The following is a 17,994-nucleotide window of genomic DNA, read 5'->3' on the forward strand; positions in this document are numbered from 1 at the left end:
CGGATCGACGCCTTCGCCCGGTCAGCGGACGTGGCGTCGGGCCGGGCACGAGATCGACCTCGCCGGCGCCAGGGGGCTCCGGCGGAAGCAGGACCCGCCGCAGCGGCCGCGCCCGGCACGAGGAGGACCTTCCGTGACTGACCCCGTGGTTTCCCCCGTGGTTTCCGAGGTCACCGACCGCGTCGTCACGCGCAGCCGCGACACCCGCCGGGCCTACCTGGAGCGGGTGCGTCGCGCCGGGGCCGAACTGCGCGAGCGGGGGCCGGCCCGGGGGCGGCTCGCCTGCGCCAACCTGGCCCACGGCTTCGCCGCCGCCCCGGCCGAGGACAAGCTCGACCTGCGGGGCGCGGCCAAGCCCGGCGTGGCCATCGTGACGTCGTACAACGACATGCTGTCGGCGCACCAGCCGTACGAGACGTACCCGCCGGAGCTCAAGCGGGCGGTCCGCGAGGCGGGCGGCGTGGCGCAGGTGGCGGGTGGCGTGCCCGCGATGTGCGACGGCGTGACCCAGGGCCGCGCCGGCATGGAGCTGTCCCTCTACAGCCGCGACCTGATCGCCATGGCGACCGCGATCGCGCTGTCGCACGACATGTTCGACGCGGCCCTGCTGCTCGGGGTCTGCGACAAGATCGTCCCGGGTCTGCTCGTCGGCGCGTTACGCTTCGGCCATCTGCCCGCGGTGTTCGTGCCCGCCGGGCCGATGACCTCCGGCCTGCCCAACAAGGTCAAGGCCCGGGCCCGGCAGGCCTTCGCCGAGGGCAAGATCGGCCGTGGCGAGATGCTCGACGCCGAGGCCGCCTCCTACCACTCCCCCGGCACCTGCACCTTCTACGGCACCGCCAACTCCAACCAGCTCCTGATGGAGGTCATGGGGCTCCACCTGCCGGGCGCGACGTTCGTCAACCCGCACACCGAGCTGCGGCAGGCGCTGACCCGGGCGGCGGCGCGGCGGGCCGTGGAGATCACCCCGCACGGCGCGGAGTACACCCCGCTCGGCGAGGTCGTGGACGAGAAGGCGATCGTCAACGCGGTCGTCGCGCTGCTCGCCTCGGGCGGCTCCACCAACCACACGATGCACCTGGTCACGATGGCGGCCGCCGCCGGGATCACTCTGACCTGGGATGACATGGCCGCCCTGTCCAAGGTCGTGCCGCTGATCACCCGGATGTACCCCAACGGCCAGGCGGACGTGAACCACTTCCACGCCGCGGGCGGCATGGCGGTGTTCATCGGCGACCTGCTGGACGCCGGGCTCCTCCACGCCGACGTGCTGACCGTGGCCGGGCGCGGCCTCGGCCACTACCGCACGGCTCCCACCCTGAAGGAGGGCGTGCTGGTGTGGGAGGAGCGGACCGAGCCCAGCACCGACCCCGACGTCCTGCGGCCGGTCGCCGAGCCGTTCTCCCCCGACGGGGGCATCCACATGCTGTCGGGCAACCTGGGCCGCGCGGTGAGCAAGGTCTCCGCCGTCAAGCCCGAGCACCTGGTCATCGAGGCCCCGGCCCTGGTGTTCGACGACCAGCTCGACCTGCTCGCCGCGTTCGACCGGGGCGAGCTGAACGGGCGGGACTTCGTCGCGGTCGTCCGCTACCAGGGTCCCCGCGCCAACGGCATGCCGGAGCTGCACAAGCTCACGCCGCCGCTGGCCGTGCTGCTCGACCGCGGCCAGAAGGTCGCGATCGTGACCGACGGCCGCATGTCCGGCGCCTCGGGGAAGGTCCCCGCGGCGATCCACCTCTCCCCCGAGGCCGCCGACGGCGGGCCGATCGCGCTGCTGCGCGACGGCGACGTGATCCGCCTCGACTCCGCCGCCGGGACGCTCACCGTGCTCGCCGACCTCACCGGACGCACGCCCGAGGGCGCGCCCCTGACCGACGAGCAGTGGACCGGCACCGGCCGCGACCTGTTCGCCTCCTTCCGCCGTACGGTCGGCCCCGCCGAGCGCGGCGCGAGTGTCTTCGGGGGCACCGCGTGAGCCTGCCCTGGCTGGTCGCCGACGTGGGCGGCACCAACGCCCGGTTCGGTTTGGTGACCCGGCGCGGAGGGCAGCCGGAGGCGGTAACCGTACTCGACGTTTCCCAGCATCTCGGCCTTGCCGATGCCGTAGCCGCCTATCTCGCAGACCATGCGGGCGGAGTTCGGCCGGGGGCCGCGTGCCTGGCGATCGCCGGGCCGGTCGACAGGGACCGGTACCGGCTGACGAACGCGGGATGGTCGGGTTCCGTGAACGACCTGGGCATCCCGCGTACGGTGCTCCTCAACGACTTCGAGGCCCTCGCGATCTCGCTGCCCCACCTCGCGGGCGATGATCTCGTGTCGCTCGGCGGCCCCCCGCCGTCGCCCGGCCTGACGAAGGCCGTGCTGGGCCCGGGCACCGGTCTCGGGGTGGCGGGGCTGGTCCCCGTACGGGAGGGCTGGCTGCCCGTGGGCGGCGAGGGCGGGCACGTCGCGGTCCCGGTAGTGACGGACCTGGAGATGGAGATCGTGCGGGCGCTGCGCGCCGACGGCCTGCCGTACGTGGACGCCGAGCACCTGCTGTCGGGCACCGGGCTGCCGCGCCTGCACCGCGGCCTCGCGCTCGTACGCGGCGTCGCGCCGGACGCGCGGACGGCTCCCCAGGAGACGGCCCGGGAGACGCCCCGGACGGCGGGCACCCTGACGACGGGAGCCCGGGCGACGGCGGCCGGGGCCGCGGCGCCCGGGTTGACGGCGGCGCAGATCACCTCGTCGGACGACCCGCTGTGCGTCGAGACCGTGGAGGTCTTCCTCGCGCTGCTCGGCGGGTTCGCCGGCGGCGTGGCCCTGACGTTCGGCGCGCGGGGCGGGGTCTACCTGGGCGGCGGCGTGCTGCCCCGGCTGGCCGCACGCATCCCGGGCAGCGCGTTCCGGGCCCGGTTCGAGACGACCGCTCCGGCGCTGAAGGACTACGCCGCCGCGATCCCGACCTCGCTGATCGTCGCCGAGCAGCCGGCGCTGACGGGTGCGGCCGCCTGGCTCGCCCAACGATTCCCCGAAGTGGAGCTGTGATGAGCAACCTTCTCGACCTCGCGCCGGTCGTCCCGGTGGTCGTCCTCGACGACGCGGAGAGCGCCGTCCCCCTCGCCCGGGCGCTGGTGGCGGGCGGCCTGCCGGTGATCGAGGTGACGCTGCGCACCCCGGCCGCCCTCGACGCGATCCGGCGGATCGCCGCCGAGGTGCCGGAGGCCGTGATCGGTGCGGGCACCGTACGGTCGCCGGAGGACGTGGAGTCCGCGGTCGCGGCGGGTTCCCGGTTCCTCGTCTCCCCCGGCACCACCCCCGGGCTGCTCGCGGCCATGCTCGCCTCGGGCGTGCCGTTCCTGCCGGGCGTGGCCACGGCCACCGAGGCGATGACGCTGGCCGAGCGCGGCGTGCGTGAGCTGAAGTTCTTCCCGGCGGAGCCGGCGGGCGGCGTCTCCTACCTCAAGGCGCTGAGCGGCCCGCTGCCCGACGTCCGGTTCTGCCCCACCGGCGGGATCACCCCCGCGAGCGCGCTGTCCTATCTGGCCCTGTCCAACGTGGGGTGCGTGGGCGGAAGCTGGCTGACACCGCGTAGCCTGGTGTCCGCAGGCGACTTCGCGAGGATCGAGAAGCTCGCCGCCGAGGCCGCGGCGCTGCGTCCCTGACCCCCTTTCGCCCGCGCGGAATCCCCCGACCGGCCCTCCGGGCCGCACCGGGACCCCGAGCGGGCCCGCGGGGCCCGGGGCCTCCCCGCGCCCGACCGCACAAGCTCGCCGGCCGAGCCACCCTCCCTCGGTGACGCCGGTGGCCATGCTCGTGGACCGTGACCCGGCCACACGTTCATGGACTCCGGGCCCGTGCGCCGCTCACCCGCGGCGTGCGGGCCCTCTCCGTTCAAGGCCGGGTCGCGGTCATGACGAGGCCGGTGTCACCGTCCCAGAGGTCAGCGCCGCCTGCACGATGCGGATCGCCTCGCCCGTGTCGATGCCCACGCTGGCGATCACGGCCGCGTAGTCGGCGGCGGCCCGGCGGGCCCGCTCCAGGCCGTCCTCGCCGGCGGCCGACACGAACGAACCCGCCCGCCCGCGCGTTTCGATCAGTCCTGCCTCCTCCAGCTCCCGGTACGCCCGGCCGACCGTGTTCACGGCCAGGCCAAGGTTGGCCGCGAGCTGGCGGATGGTCGGAAGGCGGGTGCCCACGGCAAGCGTGCGATCCTGAATCTGCCGGGCGAGCTGGGCCCGCAGCTGCTCGAACGGCGGCACCGGCGAGGCCGCATCGATGACGATCATCGGACGCTCGTCACCCGCCGGGCCACCGTCGCGCTCGACGGCGTCCTGACACGGAGCGCGACGCACACGACCATGCCCACGATCACGTTGGCGACCGCAGCGGCGCTCCACCAGCCGGGCGCGGTGCCGAACAGCAGCACCATGGGCAGCGACCACTGCACGCTCGGCGTGGTGAGATCGCGGGCGTCCTCGACGCGCATGATGACGTCGGCGGTCAGCGACTCCTCGTCCTCCGCCACGACCGGGCGCCGCAGCAGGTGGCGCAGTTGCACGGCGGTGATGGCTGTCACGCCGAGCAGGCCGATCAGCAGGACGACGGCCAGCTGCCGCACGGTGGGGTCGGGAACGGCCAGGGCGCTCCAGGCCAGCGCCATCGCACCGGCGAACGTGGCGACCGCGAAGACGGCGTACGGCAGGCCGAGCACGGCCCGCCAGCTGGGCTGGATCGGATGGGCGGCCCTGCGGGACAGCGTCGCGCCCGCCCGCTGATCGACGCGTCGCACCCACCAGTCGAGCAGCGACTGTGCGAGCAGCAGCACGGCCACCAGCGCGGTCAGGACCAGCAGCGGCAGCGGTCGATACGGCTGGAAGCCGCCGAAGGCGGAACTGGCGAGCCGGTCGTAGGCCGCGGCGAGCGCGCTCGCGATGATCAGCACGGCCAGGATGAGGTGAGCTGCGAGGCGGGCGCGGCTCCGGACCGCCAGCCGGCTGGCCAGCAGCGGGGTCGGGCGGGCACCGGACAGGCCGTGCCGGGCCAGCCATGCGTCCGCCAATCGCAGGTCGGTCGCAGGCGCCGACGGGCTGGTGTCCGATAACGGTTCATGGGCCACGACTCCTCCTTTGTCGCAAGGTTTGTAGCAATATCATGAGACATGCCTTGAGACAAAGTCAACGCCCCGTGACCCTCGCCGGGACGTCGCCGGCTTGAGGTCCCGTGCGGCGAGCGTTCCACGCCGCCTACGCGCGTGCTCACCGTGTTCACTCACGAGGGCACCGGCCGGTGCGTCTCCTGTCGAGGGGGGCCTGGCTCGTATCCGAGGGCGCTCGACGCCTACTGTTCACCTTCGGAGGCGCAACCGGGGGCCCGTGATCGCCGTCTCCTTGGTGTGGACGGTTATCGCATCCTCTTGGCCCTCGTGCTGGCGGCCGGCGTCGGCCTCGCTCCGGTCTCTTCGGCCGCCGCCGATCCGGCGCCGGGGTGGCAGGTGAGCCTGCGCGGCGGGGCCGGCTCGATCGTCGACGACCTCGCCGCCACCGGCCCCGCCGACGCGTGGGCCGTGGGCGCGCGCAGGACCGGGACGCTGGACCCGAGGAACGGCTCCTACTTCACGGCTCCCCTGATCAAGCACTGGAACGGGCGCAGGTGGGCGACGGCCGCGAACCCCGCGGGGCCCACGGGGTTCCCGCTCCGAGAGGTCACGCTGGTCGAGGCCTCATCCCCGGTCAACGTGTGGGCCGCCGGCACGGCCGTCGCCCCGGGGACAGGCGACGTCTCAGCCGCCACCCGGTCGGTGCTGTCGCGCTGGGACGGCAGCCGATGGCGGCTCATGGGCTCGGGCCGCACTTCGATCACCGACCTGGAGGTCCTCGACGCGACGCACACGTGGATCCTGGGCCGTGACGACCGCACAGGGAAGGGGTTCTTCAAGCGCTTCCACAGCGGCCGCTGGACGAGCCTGCCCTTCCCCGCCACTCTGAAGGGCATCAGCGTCCGGTCGCCGGGCGACATCTGGGGCTTCGGGCCCTCGTCCGTAATGCGCTGGAACGGCCTGGCCTGGAGCACAGTGCGACTGCCCGTAACAGCCGTGCCCGCCGCCCCCACCCCGGCGTACGGGCCCGTGAAGCTCCGGCTCGACGCGCTGGTCACCTCGGGAGCGAAGGACGTCTGGGTCGCCGCGGGGTTCCAGCAGGGTGACTGGTCCCAGCCCGGAGCCGTCCTGCTCCACTGGCACACTGGTAGCCGAGACGGCGCGAAATGGCACCAGATCCGCCTGCCCGGCGACGTCATCCGAGACCTCGCCCCCGACGGTCGGGGCGGTGTGCTCGCGGCCTCGTACCGGCAGTCGATCACCGCGACGCCTGACGGGCAGGATCCCTATGCCTACACCACTTTGGCCGTCGACTCCTTGCGCCACACCGGCCGGAAGCTGACCCGCCAGACCGTGACTCCCGTGTCGAGCGGCTTCGAGTGGTCGGACCTCGTCGCCGTCCCGGGTACCGGTTCGGCGCTGGCCGCGGGTTTCAACCGGCGACCTCCCCAGGGCCACGTCGTCTTCCGCTACGACGGCTAGAGCCTCGGCTCGTCCCCTCACGGGCGAAGTTCGGTTCCGCCGCTTCCAGGCGCGGCACCGAGATGCCCAGCCGTCGTGCTTCGGCCAGGGTGTCCCGGCAGACCTCACGCGGCTCCTCGGCCTCGGGATCGGAGTGCGCCGCGAAACTCACGCGCAAGAGCGCGACATGAGCGGTCAGCCAGGCGAGCGCGGGGGCCGTCAGCCAGGTGGGCGCACGGAACAGCAGCACACCGCCCCGGTGACGGCGCAGGTCGACGCCTCGCGCCTCGAGGAGCGGCAGAAGCTCGCGGCCGGCCAGCAGCGCCTCGCGCAGGTCGCCCGTCGCCCCGGCCAGCTTTGACAGGGAACCCAGCCGCAGGCCCTGCGAGAACAAGCCGGCGTCCGACGCGAAATGGACCCACAGCCAGCCGCGGAAGTCAGGCCGCTCCTTGAGCCGGAGCCCGGCCTCGCGAAACGCCTGGCGCACGGCCCGCTCACGGTCGGTCGGGGGCCGGCCGAGAGTGCCGAAGACGACCGACGGCAGCAGCGCCCCACGGAGCACGCCGTCCGCGCCGAAACCGCCACCGGCCTGCGGAAAGCCCCAGGCGATCCGGTCGACGGGGAGAGCGCCGATCGCGGCCGGCGGCTCGGTCCAGAGGTTGCCGAAGACCAGCACCGTGGCCTGGCCGACACGCGGGGACAGGAAGGCCGTCGCCTCCGGGAGGCGGTGGTGCGGCACGCTGAGCACGATCAGGTCGAAGTCGTGGTCCGGCTCCAGCGCCTCGCGGCAGCGCACCGGCCACCTCTCGACGACGCGCCGCCCCCACACCCGGCGCCGCATATCGATCAGGTCGAGGTCCACCGCGTCTCCGTACGTCGCCGCGCGGCCCGGCCGGACGTAGAACTCGACGTCATGTCCCGCCTGTTGCAGGGCCCAGCCATAGACGGTGGCGATCACGCCTCGGCCGAACATCAGGATCTTCAAGCTGCACCTCGTGGGGTACGATCGATTCGGAGGCAATCTCCACTTTGCAAAATATGGAGACCATCTCCACTTGTCAACGCGAGGTAGCTCATGACCGCCGGCAAGCCACTGCGGGCCGACGCCCAACGCAACCGCGATGCCCTGATCGCCAAGGCACGCGAGATCTTCGACGCCGGCGAGTTCTTCGACCTGCGCTTCGACGACTTCGCACACCTGGCCGGGGTGGGCACCGGCACGTTGTACCGCCACTTCCCCACCCGGGAGGCGCTGGCCGAGGCGGTCTACCACGGGGAAGTCGCCGCGCTGTGCGACCGCGCCCGCCGACTACAGGACACGCTGCCCGCGGCGGAGGCTCTGGCGACCTTCCTGCGCGGCATGGTCGACCACATAGGTGCCCACAAGGGCCTGGCCCGGACGCTGGCCACGCTCATGGCCGATCGCTCAGGTGCCCTCGCCGAGGGCAGCCTGGCGCTGGAGCAGGCTGTCACCGACCTGGTGGCCGCCGCCGTGCGGGACGGCGCCGTTCGCGACGACGTGGATGCCGGTGCCGTGATGATGGCGCTGCACGGCATCGGTGCGGCCCATGACCGCCCCGCTTGGCGGGCCGAGGCCGACGATGTCATCACCCTCGTGCTGGACGGGCTCCGCCGCCCGCTGTGACAAGGTGCGACACGAGGTCGCATGCCGCGAGCGAAGGGCCCGGTCAGTGGTACGGCGGCGCCGGCATGCGACGCTCGCGCCCTGGGGCGCCGGCGTACGAGCAGGGTCGCCTACAACAGGTGCGCGACCATCTCGGCGAACTCCTCGGGGGAAGCGATCCGCACACCGAGGGACTCGGCCTTCGCCCGCTTGGACCCCGCGTTGTCTCCTGCGACGACCAGCGAGGTCTTCGCCGAGACGCTGGAGGACGCCCGGCCTCCGGCCCGCTCGATGAGCTCGTTCATCTGGTTGCGGGACAGTGCCGCCAGCTGCCCGCTCATCGCGCCTGTGACCACGACCGTCATCCCGGTCAGCGGCAGAGCACCCGGCTCGTCCTCACCCGACGCCGGGGTGGTCGTGCCGACCTGGTCACCGGCGGGCGCCGCCGCATCGGGCTCGGCCATGTTCACCCCGGCCCGGACGAGCTTGTCGATGAGGTCGCTCAGGCTCCTGGCGGTTCTACTACGCGCCGTGGGCCAACGCGACCACCGCGTTCCCGGGCATCGCGATCAAAGTCGGCTGACCGTACGCACCTCCGGGCCCGGCACGGGGCTCGCGCGGGGCGGGGCCGGCGCACTCGTACGCTGACGACGACAGGCGGGCAGGACGGCCCGCCCGGGGAGGAGCGCGGGGACATGGACCTGTATGAGCGGCGAGGCCGCCTGCCGGACGAAGCCGCGGCGCTTTCCCGGGCCGGTGAAGCGCCGCGGGCCGCGCGGCGCGGCGCGAAGGCAGCCCGCAGGATCGCAGTCGCCCTGCTCGGGGCCCTGGCCCTCGGTGCTGTCACGGCGGTGGCCTGCGCGTCGACGGGCCCCGCCGCCGCGGGTGACGTCCCGTCCGCCTCCGGTGCGCCGCACCCCGGTCAGGTGGCGCTCGCGAGGCTGGCCGACCGCATCGACGCGGCCCTGCGGCGCGACTTCCCCCGTCAGTACGCCGGGGTCGCCCTGGCGCCCACGGGAGGCGGCCTGATCGTCTACCGGCGCCCGTCGCCCGCCCTCGACGCGGCGCTGCGCGCCCGTTTCCCGAAAGCGCCGATCAAGACGCGCTACGCGCCCCATGCGGCGCGGGAGCTGGACGCCCTGGCCGCGCGGGTGCGCCGCGACATCGCCTACTGGGGCCGGCGCGGGGTGCCCATCACGTCGGTGACCGCGCGTCACGACGGCACCGCCGTGGAGGTCGGCACCACTTCCGTGGCCCGCGCCTCGGCGCAGCTGCGGCGGCGGTACGGCTCGGCCCCGCTCCGGTTCGTCGAGGCCAGGCCGTCGCTGATCCCGGACGGCGCGCACTGACGCCTGTCCGGGTTGTCGGGAACCAGACCTCGATAGGCGTCGGGAGGATGCGGGTGACGTGCGGGTGGTCCGCCGCAGGTCGCTACCGCCAGGCGGCGGCTTGGCACAGGGGGACTCAGTCGCAAAGCAGGGCGGCGATCGCGTCGGTCGTGGCGGGGTGACGGGCGAGCAGCTCCCGCACCTCGGCGCCTCCCAGCTCCGGGCCGTCGACGTCGGGCCATTCGGCTGGGCAAGCGAGCAGGGCCGCCACGGCGTCGCACGCCTGCGGGTGCCGGGCCAGCAGCGCGGCGACCGGCCCGCTCAGTACGGCGGCCGGGCGGGCCCGCCCGGCCGGTACGGCCGGCCGTTCCCACGGCGGCGTCCACCCGTCCAGCTCGGCGAGGTTACCGGGGAAGGTGCGGCCCGCCTCCCGGACGAGCACCGGCACCAGCTCCTGCGCGTGCCTGCGCAGCGTCGTGATCAGCGTCGGCAGCCACGGCAGCAGAACGGAGTCGGGTAGCCGCGCGAACGCCTTGGACAGCGCCTCCACCACGAACGGCGCGAGGGCCGGGACCGGTTCGAGCGCCTGGACGAACCCGCTCAGGTAGAGCGGGAAGGCGGGAACGACGAGCGGGTTGGCCAGCAGTTCATCACACCTGGCGCGCAACTCGTCCCGCGGCAGCAGGCCCAGCTGAGTCTTGGCCGCCCAGAGCAGGGCCACTTTGGCGGGGGCCTCCGGGTGTGACTGCCGTACGGCGAGTTCGAGCTGGGCCCGGTCGCAGCCCAGCGCCAGCGCGAGGCTCTCCAGCGTGAACAGGAAGCCGAGCATGGCACCGACCTGCCGCAGGCCGGTGTCGTCGTCCGCGAAGGCGGTGGGCAGCAGCGTGCAGTAGTGCGCGTATCCGGCCGTGACGAACGCCTCGCACCAAGTCGGCAGTTCCGGTTGCGTGGCCCGGAAGTGGGCCAGCAGCCGCCGGATCCGGCGCAGCACCTCGGGCGCGTCGTCGACCGTGCGCTCTGCGGCCAGCAACTCGACCGCGCGGTTGCCGAGCTCGTCGGCGAACCGGCGGCTGCCGAGGTAGAGGATGGCGTCCTCCACGGCCGCGAGTGCGTCTCCGGCGGTGGCACGGGGCTCCCAGACCCTGCGGCGTAGCCGCTGCTCCAGCACCTGCTCGACAGTGACGCCCTCGTAGCCCAGCTCGATGATTGACCGCTGGTGCCGGCCGATCGCCAGATCCCAGCTTTCCTGAATCGGCCGCTCGCCGAGCCGCCTGGCCCCCATGATCGGCCGTACCGCGTCGTCGGGCAGCAGGTAGCGCAGCTTCCACAGCACGTCCGAGCACGGCTCCAGCTCCGGGTCCGCCTTCAGGTCGAGCAGCACCCGCTGCTGGGTGCGCCGGCTCAGGTCCAGCCCTAGCGGCTCCAGCCGGTCGTACACGTCGCGGGCGAGCGGAGGCAGCGCCTCGTAGCCGACCACGCCGATCCGGTCACCGCCCAGCAGGATCTCGCATAGGCGGCGGACGTCCCGGCGGCCCGGCACGGCGTCCTTCTCGATGCAGGTCACCGCCGCGTCCGCGAAGTCGTACGGCGCGGGCCTGGCCCGGCCACGCAGACCGGCGAGCAAGATCGACGTCTCGAACACGGCGATGGCGTCGGCCGTGCTGGCCAGGTAGCCGTTGCGTCGGGCCAGCCGCACGATGTCGACGCACCACCCACGCAGCTCGTCCTCGTCCAGGTCGTCCAGCACGGGCGGGGTGGCCAGGAACCCGGCGAGCCGGTCGCGGGCCGGCCCGGCGACGGCGGGCGGCGCGGCCTTGACCGCCTTGGCGCGGGCGCGCCTGTCCTGCTGCCCCTTCAGCCGGTACGGCGTGGCACCGGCCCGCCGGATCGCCTTGGCCCAGGTGGCGGCGGCGATCGACACCGATCCCTGGGCCAGGCCGAACTGGGCCTCGATCGCCGAGTGGCTGGAGGGGATGAGCCCGTACAGCCAGCGGGTGCCGGTGCGCGGCGTGATCGTGTAGGGGGCCGCGTCGGACGTCAGACCGAACTCGGTGATTTCGCTGACGGCGTGGAAGGCTCCGCATACGTACAGGCAGTCGGCCGGGTCGGCTCCGGAGATGGCGAGATGCTCGCGGATCCGCGTCCACATGTAGCGCTCGCGTTCCTCGTCGATCGCCAGCCGGTCGTCCTGCGCGGGGCGCAGCCGCCGGAACAGGCTGCCGATCAACGCCATAGCCTGCCGGTAGGTGTCGTAGTCCGCACCGGTCAGCGGCTGCTCGACGTACTGGTCCCACCATTCCGACCAGTGCCGGACCTTGCCGTGATGCAGCAGGTGGGCCTCCAACTCGGCGAAGCGGGGGCGCAGGTCGCCGATCTCGACGCCGACGGAGTCCCCGTGCAGCGCCGCTTCTTCACCGTGCTCGTCGAGGTCCTCCGGTTCGCTCCCGGCGTCGTTCCCGGACTTGGCCTGGCCGTCCGAGGCGCCGGGCTCCCACTGGAATACGTGGTCCACCGAGCGATCGACCAGCACCAGCTCCACGTCCGGAGTGTCGAGCGCGTACGCGATCGCCTGGTATTCGGCGGACGCCTCGGTGACCGGCGCCACGACGCTGAGCGGTCCAGAGCCGGCCGGGAAGCCGTCGAGCTGAGTGGCGAACGCCTGTAGCGCCACGGGCAGCCGGCAGTTGCGCAGTTCCTCCAGCAGAGGGCGCAGGTCCTCGCACAGCTCCAGGTAGACGACCTTGGGCCGCTTGTCCCGCAGCCGCAGAGCCATCGCCAGCGCGGAGGCCGGCGAGTGGTGACACACCGGGAAAATCTCGAGGTCCTCCCGCAGCATCCGGTCGACGTCGTCGACCATGCCGGTCAGGATGCCCGACAGGGCGCCCGCGCCGCCGGAGAACGTCTCGGCGGCGGCGAGGAGTTGCCCGCGCAGGGCGTCGAACGTACTCATGACAGCGTGGAGATGGTCTGACGGCCGCCCTCGAGGAAGCTCGTCCACTCGCCGCCGTCCTTCTTGCTGCGTGGTTCGACCACACCGTGCCAATACTTGTTGAGGATCGCCAGGTCCTCCGGTGCCCGCCGGGCCAGCGAGCCCACCAGGGAGCCGCCCAGAGTCTCGGCACGCAGCGTGCGGTCACCGAAGAAGTGACTGTGCAGAATGGCGTCCTCCAGCACGCCGATCTGCTCGGCGGTGGACAGAGCCGACTCCAGCTTCTCGTCCTCACTGGTGGCCGACGCGGCGGCTGCGCGCAGGTCGGCGAAGCTCTGCAGCAGGATGTCCAGCAGCGTGGGCGGGACGTCCAGCTCGATCCGGTGGCGGCGCAGCAGCTCCGTCGTACGGAAGCGGACGATCTCCGCCTCGCTGGTCTTGCTGGTCACCACCGGGATGCGGACGAAGTTGAACCGCCGCTTCAGCGCCGAGGAAAGGTCGTTCACCCCGCGGTCCCGGCTGTTGGCCGTGGCGATGATCGAGAACCCGGGCCTGGCGAACACGGTGTTGTCGGTGTCCAGCTCGGGGATGGAGACGTACTTCTCGGACAGGATCGAGATCAGCGCGTCCTGCACGTCGCTGGTTGAGCGGGTCAGCTCCTCGAACCGGCCGATCACGCCCTGTTCCATCGCCGTCATGATCGGCGAGGGGATCATCGACTCCCGCGACTGGCCCTTGGCGATCACCATCGAGACGTTCCACGAATACTTGATGTGGTCCTCGGTAGTGCCCGCCGTACCCTGCACGACCAGGGTGGAGTTGCGGCAGATCGCGGCGGCGAGCAGCTCGGCCAGCCAGCTCTTGCCAGTCCCGGGGTCACCGATCAGCAGCAGGCCGCGGTCGGAGGCGAGTGTGACGATGCTGCGCTCGACGAAGCTGCGGTCGCCGAACCACTTCTGCGGAATCTCCCTGTCCAGGCCGTCGGAACGCTCGGAGCCGAGCACGAACAGCCGGACCATCCGCGGGCTGAGCCGCCAGGAGAACGGCTTGGGGCCGTCGTCGATCGACTCCAGCCAGTCGAGCTCCTCGGCGTACTTCACCTCGGCAGGCGCACGGAGCATCTCATTGGTCATCAAAGTCTCCTTAGGCGAGGAAGTTCTTCAGTTCGAGCACGAGTTTGCGGATGTGGCCGGAGATGACGGGCGTGCCAAGGTCCTTGAGCTTCTGCCGGAACCACGGGTTCACGCTCTGCTGGCCGCCACTGCTCACCGAGCCCACCGGAATGAGCCGTACGCCGGATCGGTGCAGCGCCTCCATTCCGGCGTAGACGCCGTCGCAGTTCCATTCGTAGAAGTCCGAGATCCACACGACCACCGTGTTACGGGGGTCGGTGACCTTCGGGTGGGCGACGGCCAGGGCGGCCGTGCCGTCGGTGCCGCCGCCGAGCTGGGTGCGCAGCAGCACCTCGAACGGATCGTGCACCCACGGGGTGAGGTCGAGCGCCCGCGTGTCGTACGCGATCAGGTGAACGTCAACCTTGGGTAGCCCGGCGAAGATAGACGCGAGAATCGTGCAGTTGACCATCGCGTCGACCATGGAGCCGGACTGGTCGACGACCACGATCATGCGGGCCGGAGTGGTACGCCGCGCGGTGCGCCGGTAGTACAGCCGGTCGACGTAGAGCCGCCGATCCTCGGGGTTGTAGTTGGTGAGGTTCTTCCAGATCGTCCGTTCGAGGTCGAGGTTGCGGAACACCCGTTTGGGCGGCACCGAGCGGTCGATCTCTCCCACGCTGGCCTTCTCGACCTGCGTGCGCAGGACCTGGGCGACCTCGTCGACGAATCTGCGGATCAACGCCTTGGCGTTGGCCAGAGCCACGCCGGACAGGTTCGACTTGTCTCGCAGGAGCTGCTCGACGAGTGACATGCTCGGTGTGAGCCGCCTGGCCAGGGCCGGGTCGGCCAGAACCTCGCGCAGCCGCATCCGGCGGACGAGGTCGCCCTCCAGGTCGGCCAGTGCGCGGGCCAGCTCGGGGTCGAGCCCGTCGCCCGCCCCAGATCCCGCCCCGGGTCCCCCACCAGCTCCCACCCCGGACCCCGACCCGGCCCCGAATCCGGGGCCCGCTCCGGACGCGGCGCCGGCCCCCGCGCCAGGTCCCGCCGCGGAGCCCGTCCCTTGCCCGGTCCCCGTGCCTGGTCCCTGTCCGCCGCACATGGCCTGCTTGAACCAGGCGGCGTCCTGCTGCCAGGTCGCGAGCTGCGTGGCGGTGACGTCGCCCGTACCGGTGGCGAAGACGTTGAGCAGCAGCTTCGAGATCAGCGCGGCCCTGCGCACCTCGTCACCGGGGGCGTCCTCCCCCGGCGCGAGCAGGTTCTGGAACTCGGCGGCCAGCTCCGGAAACCGCTGCACCAGCGATTCGATCGAGACGGAGGGATCGAGTACCGCGGCGGGCAGCCCGAGATCCCCGGCGATCGCCATGCTCGCCGTCTCCAACGTCGGCTGCTCCTCGGGGGCGAAGAGGCGCGCGAGCAACCGCCAGTACAGCACCTGACGCCGGTTCCGGTCCGTCGCGCCGCCGTCGATCACGGCACGGCCGTTCGTGGTGCCGCCTTCGGCCACGATCTGCTGAGAAGCGCGGTCACCGGTCATGACACCTCCACTCGCCGCGCGGTCGTCGCCCGGCGCCTCGATGCCCGCTATGTCCCGCTCACCCGGGTTCCGCACGGGAAGATCGTCGTCGGTAGGATTGTGGTCGTTCATTGCCGCAGCAACCGTCCGGCCCGCTCGCGCAGCACGGCGACCGCGTCTCCCGACCTGGCCTCGGCCTTGACCACCTTGGGGTCGGTCGGGCCCTGCGCCCAGTCGCCGGTGCCCACGGCGACGGTCTCCCGTTTGACCTTCGCCTGAACGGCCAGCGGCTGGAGCAGCCAGCGCCCGCCGTCCCAGCGGACCAGGCCGACGCACGCGGAGGAGCCCGCGACCAGCTTCGGGGTGAGCGGGCCGCAGCCGGGCAGCCGGGCGGTATCCACCGCGAGCACTGATCCGCCCAGGTCGAACGAGCCGTCGCCGGTCACCTCGTAGCCCTCGATCAGCACAGGTTCGGCGATGCGTACCGGGACCCGCTCCAGCGGCGGCGCCGCGGGGGCGAGCACCCCGGCGAGGTGCAGCCGCGCGGTGGTGAACGGGTCGGCCGGCTTGCCCAGGGACGCCCGATCGTCGTGCCAGATCACGTCGCCGCCGTCGAGCAGGGGCAGGTCCGTGACCTCCAGGGACAGGTGGCCGGCCAGGGCGGCCAGCAGGACCTTGTGATCGTGTGCCAGTTTCCACAGCGCGGGCCCGATGATGGTGTCGACCTTGGCCGCCGTGACACTCGTGCGCACCAGCCGGGCCTGACCACCGTCCGCGGGTTCCAGCACGGCGTGGACCTGGAACTGGACCGCGGTTCCGTGCTCGTGCACGTCGACGCCGAGGATCAGCAGCCGGCCGGACACCGTGGCCACGGCCCGGGGCTCGCCGGGCAGGACGCCGTCCTGAGCCAGCAGCAGGGCGCGGGTCCACAGGTCGGCCCAGCGCCTCACCGGCAGATGCTCCATCGTGCCGATGGGGCAGGAGGCGCGCAGCTCGGCGGCGAAACCGTCCAAGAGCACGGCGAGCCTGCGCAGTCCCGGCACGACCGTCAGCCCTTCGGTGATCCGGTCGACGGCGGAGACGAGGTCGTGGTCGACGCCGCGCCAGCCGATGATGGCCAGTTCGCGCAGCCAGGATCGGGCTCCGCCGAGCAGGTTGGCGGCTGTGTCCTGCTCGGACCGCGGCGCCGGGTACCAGGGCGCACGCTCGCGTCCGAGCGCCGCGTCGAGATCGGCGAGCAGGGCGTCGTGGACGGCTCCGAAGAGCGCGGCCCGGCCGCCCGCGAGCGCGGTCAGGTGCTCCTCGGTGATCGAGCCCGAGGCGACCTTGGCCGCCGCCTCCGCCAGCCGGTCGCCGATCGGGGTCGCGCTGAACACCCCGGCCAGGGCGGCCGGCGCCTCGGCCCGCTCCTCGGAGAGCCGGGCGAGGCCGTGCACCAGGGCGTCGTCGAACCCGTCGACCAGGGCGAGCGCCTCCCTCGTGCCCTCCGGGTCGCCGTCGAGCAGCCCGGCCAGTTGTACGGCGAGCATCAGCGCACCGCCCCCTCGGACGGAAACCAGTGCATCTCGGGGATCGGCACGGTGGTCGCCGGCACCTCCAGATAGGCCAGGTGGCGCAGGAAGCGGCTGAACACCATGGCGGCGGGGGCGGGCTCGTGCCCACCACTCAGACAAGCGATCAGGTCGGCGCCCTCCGGAACCTCTACCCGCAGGTACGTGGCCACGCGATCGAGGCCGTACTGCAGCACGGCCTCGGCTGTGAGGGCCTGCAGGTGTTTGCACGGCGAGCCGTACAGGCCGCCGCAGGGGCGGTTGTTGTTGGTACTGCAGTTGTAGTTGTGGGTGCCCGCGGCGATGGAGGAGACGTAGACCCGGCTGATGTCCGAGCCGCTCGACACCACGCCCTGCAGCCGGCCGTCCGCCAGCTCGACGAAGGGGACCTTCGCCAGCTTGCGGGGCTGGACCGGCGGTATCACACGCAGCCTGCTGCGGTGCGCCCACACGGCTTCGCCGTCGGGGGAACGGTCATTCATGATCCGGAAGGTACTGGCCGGTCCCGACAAAACCGGTACGCCCTCACCCGGCCTGCGAAAAGACACATGCCGGGCTCGGATGGATACCGTGGCCGACCGATGGCACCTGTGGCGATGCGTGCGGAGTTGCCGGTCGATCGCATTGTTGGTCATGCAGGTCGCTGCGGCGGCCGCAGAAGAGCCGGCGGGAGTTCTGATTGGTGGCGACGGTCACACTGCGCTGGTCGAGAAGTGTTGCCGGTATCGCTCTGGGGTGGTGGTCAGGTGCCGGGCACCGGAGGGCGGGGCCACGGCGCTCACCCTCTAGCCCGTGCCGCTTCAGCAAACGAAAAGGGCAAAGGGCAAATGCACGGTCCGTGTAGCTCGGTACGGTCTGCTCGACGGAAGGAACCTGCGATGAGGCCGCACAAGCTCGCAGCACCCTTGCGCGGCTGGTGGTGCGTAAGGGTCGCTGCGATCGCACTCGGCCTCACAGTCATGGCCTGTGGCGGGGAAACTCCTGGCGGCACCCACCCGGCAACATCCTCAGCCCCCCGTGTGTGGCCAAGTAGCCTGTCGCTTCATCCGCAGATCCCCAAGACTCCGCCGCCCGCCAGCGTGACGTTGCCGACGGGTAGCCGCGGCGACCTCGTGCGACGGGCGCTGTTACGCCGATTCCGCGACGCGAAGACCATGCAGCAACTGCCTCCGGAAGCCGCGCCGTTCACCTCCGGGCGAATCGCCACCATCGGGGAGACCCAGGTAGGTACCCCGCCCGTGAATCAACGTGAGTGCCGTCAGTGGACGCATGTCGGCGGATCCTGAAAACTGACCCCCTGAGGTACTCCGAAAACTGACCCCCTCCGAGACCTTGGAGGGTGCTGAAGGTGGAGGACTGGGCGGAGATACGCCGTCTGCATCGGGCAGAGGGCGTGC

At 72.2% G+C, this 17,994-nt stretch carries 15 protein-coding genes; 6 read left to right on the plus strand and 9 right to left on the minus strand.

All coding sequences use genetic code 11. The features are described from left to right. Positions 1-133 precede the first annotated feature (133 nt). From edd to eda, 3 genes are read left to right on the plus strand one after another with little or no spacing between them, the layout of a single operon-like run. Positions 134-1,975, plus strand: coding sequence for a phosphogluconate dehydratase (edd, locus tag HHX37_RS25445; protein WP_310740524.1), 1,842 nt, complete (start codon positions 134-136; stop codon positions 1,973-1,975). Then, a complete protein-coding gene (locus HHX37_RS25450; protein ID WP_182887025.1) occupies positions 1,972-3,027 on the plus strand; it encodes a glucokinase in 1,056 nt (351 codons plus the stop codon). Before edd ends, HHX37_RS25450 begins: the two co-directional genes overlap by 4 nt. Beyond that, positions 3,027-3,644, plus strand: a complete 618-nt coding sequence (gene eda, locus HHX37_RS25455) for a bifunctional 4-hydroxy-2-oxoglutarate aldolase/2-dehydro-3-deoxy-phosphogluconate aldolase (protein WP_111697242.1) — start codon at positions 3,027-3,029, stop codon at positions 3,642-3,644. Before HHX37_RS25450 ends, eda begins: the two co-directional genes overlap by 1 nt. 246 nt (positions 3,645-3,890) lie before the next feature. Here eda and HHX37_RS25460 read toward each other — a convergent pair whose 3' ends face one another. Both HHX37_RS25460 and HHX37_RS25465 read right to left on the minus strand, forming a co-directional pair. Beyond that, a complete protein-coding gene (locus tag HHX37_RS25460) occupies positions 3,891-4,268 on the minus strand; it encodes a GntR family transcriptional regulator (protein WP_111697243.1) in 378 nt (125 codons plus the stop codon). Beyond that, entirely contained in the window at positions 4,265-5,098 is an 834-nt protein-coding gene (locus HHX37_RS25465) for a hypothetical protein (protein WP_310740525.1), read from the minus strand. The genes HHX37_RS25460 and HHX37_RS25465 overlap by 4 nt, the downstream gene beginning before the upstream one ends. A gap of 297 nt (positions 5,099-5,395) precedes the next feature. Between HHX37_RS25465 and HHX37_RS25470 the strand changes: the two genes are divergently transcribed. Beyond that, positions 5,396-6,559: a hypothetical protein gene (locus HHX37_RS25470; protein ID WP_182887026.1), complete on the plus strand. Its 1,164-nt coding sequence runs from the start codon at positions 5,396-5,398 to the stop codon at positions 6,557-6,559. Here HHX37_RS25470 and HHX37_RS25475 read toward each other — a convergent pair. Then, a complete protein-coding gene (locus HHX37_RS25475; protein ID WP_182887027.1) occupies positions 6,510-7,523 on the minus strand; it encodes a ketopantoate reductase family protein in 1,014 nt (337 codons plus the stop codon). The two genes, HHX37_RS25470 and HHX37_RS25475, sit on opposite strands and share 50 nt — an antisense overlap. 90 nt (positions 7,524-7,613) lie before the next feature. Between HHX37_RS25475 and HHX37_RS25480 the strand changes: the two genes are divergently transcribed. Continuing rightward, positions 7,614-8,183 (plus strand): TetR/AcrR family transcriptional regulator, encoded by a 570-nt coding sequence (locus tag HHX37_RS25480; RefSeq protein WP_182887028.1) that lies wholly within the window; start codon positions 7,614-7,616, stop codon positions 8,181-8,183. Between the two features lie 110 nt (positions 8,184-8,293). Here HHX37_RS25480 and HHX37_RS37130 read toward each other — a convergent pair whose 3' ends face one another. Continuing rightward, complete coding sequence (locus HHX37_RS37130) at positions 8,294-8,626, minus strand: BRCT domain-containing protein (RefSeq protein ID WP_182887029.1); 333 nt, start codon at positions 8,624-8,626, stop codon at positions 8,294-8,296. A gap of 231 nt (positions 8,627-8,857) precedes the next feature. Here HHX37_RS37130 and HHX37_RS25490 point away from each other — a divergent pair, with 231 nt between their 5' ends. Beyond that, positions 8,858-9,511 (plus strand): hypothetical protein, encoded by a 654-nt coding sequence (locus tag HHX37_RS25490; protein WP_182887030.1) that lies wholly within the window; start codon positions 8,858-8,860, stop codon positions 9,509-9,511. A gap of 115 nt (positions 9,512-9,626) precedes the next feature. Here HHX37_RS25490 and HHX37_RS25495 read toward each other — a convergent pair whose 3' ends face one another. The 5 genes from HHX37_RS25495 to HHX37_RS25515 form a co-directional block, all read right to left on the minus strand. Continuing rightward, positions 9,627-12,440, minus strand: coding sequence for a DUF5682 family protein (locus tag HHX37_RS25495; protein ID WP_182887031.1), 2,814 nt, complete (start codon positions 12,438-12,440; stop codon positions 9,627-9,629). Beyond that, positions 12,437-13,552: an ATP-binding protein gene (locus HHX37_RS25500; protein WP_111697253.1), complete on the minus strand. Its 1,116-nt coding sequence runs from the start codon at positions 13,550-13,552 to the stop codon at positions 12,437-12,439. Before HHX37_RS25500 ends, HHX37_RS25495 begins: the two co-directional genes overlap by 4 nt. A 10-nt stretch (positions 13,553-13,562) precedes the next feature. Further along, positions 13,563-14,897 (minus strand): VWA domain-containing protein, encoded by a 1,335-nt coding sequence (locus tag HHX37_RS25505; RefSeq protein WP_396776734.1) that lies wholly within the window; start codon positions 14,895-14,897, stop codon positions 13,563-13,565. Positions 14,898-15,175: 278 nt separating this feature from the next. Continuing rightward, positions 15,176-16,576, minus strand: coding sequence for a hypothetical protein (locus tag HHX37_RS25510; protein ID WP_182887032.1), 1,401 nt, complete (start codon positions 16,574-16,576; stop codon positions 15,176-15,178). Beyond that, entirely contained in the window at positions 16,576-17,079 is a 504-nt protein-coding gene (locus HHX37_RS25515) for a hypothetical protein (RefSeq protein ID WP_182887033.1), read from the minus strand. Before HHX37_RS25515 ends, HHX37_RS25510 begins: the two co-directional genes overlap by 1 nt. Between the last annotated feature and the right edge of the window lie 915 nt (positions 17,080-17,994).

It is taken from the genome of Microbispora sp. H10885, assembly GCF_014161415.1.
GTDB classification, from domain to species: Bacteria; Actinomycetota; Actinomycetes; order Streptosporangiales; family Streptosporangiaceae; genus Microbispora; species Microbispora triticiradicis.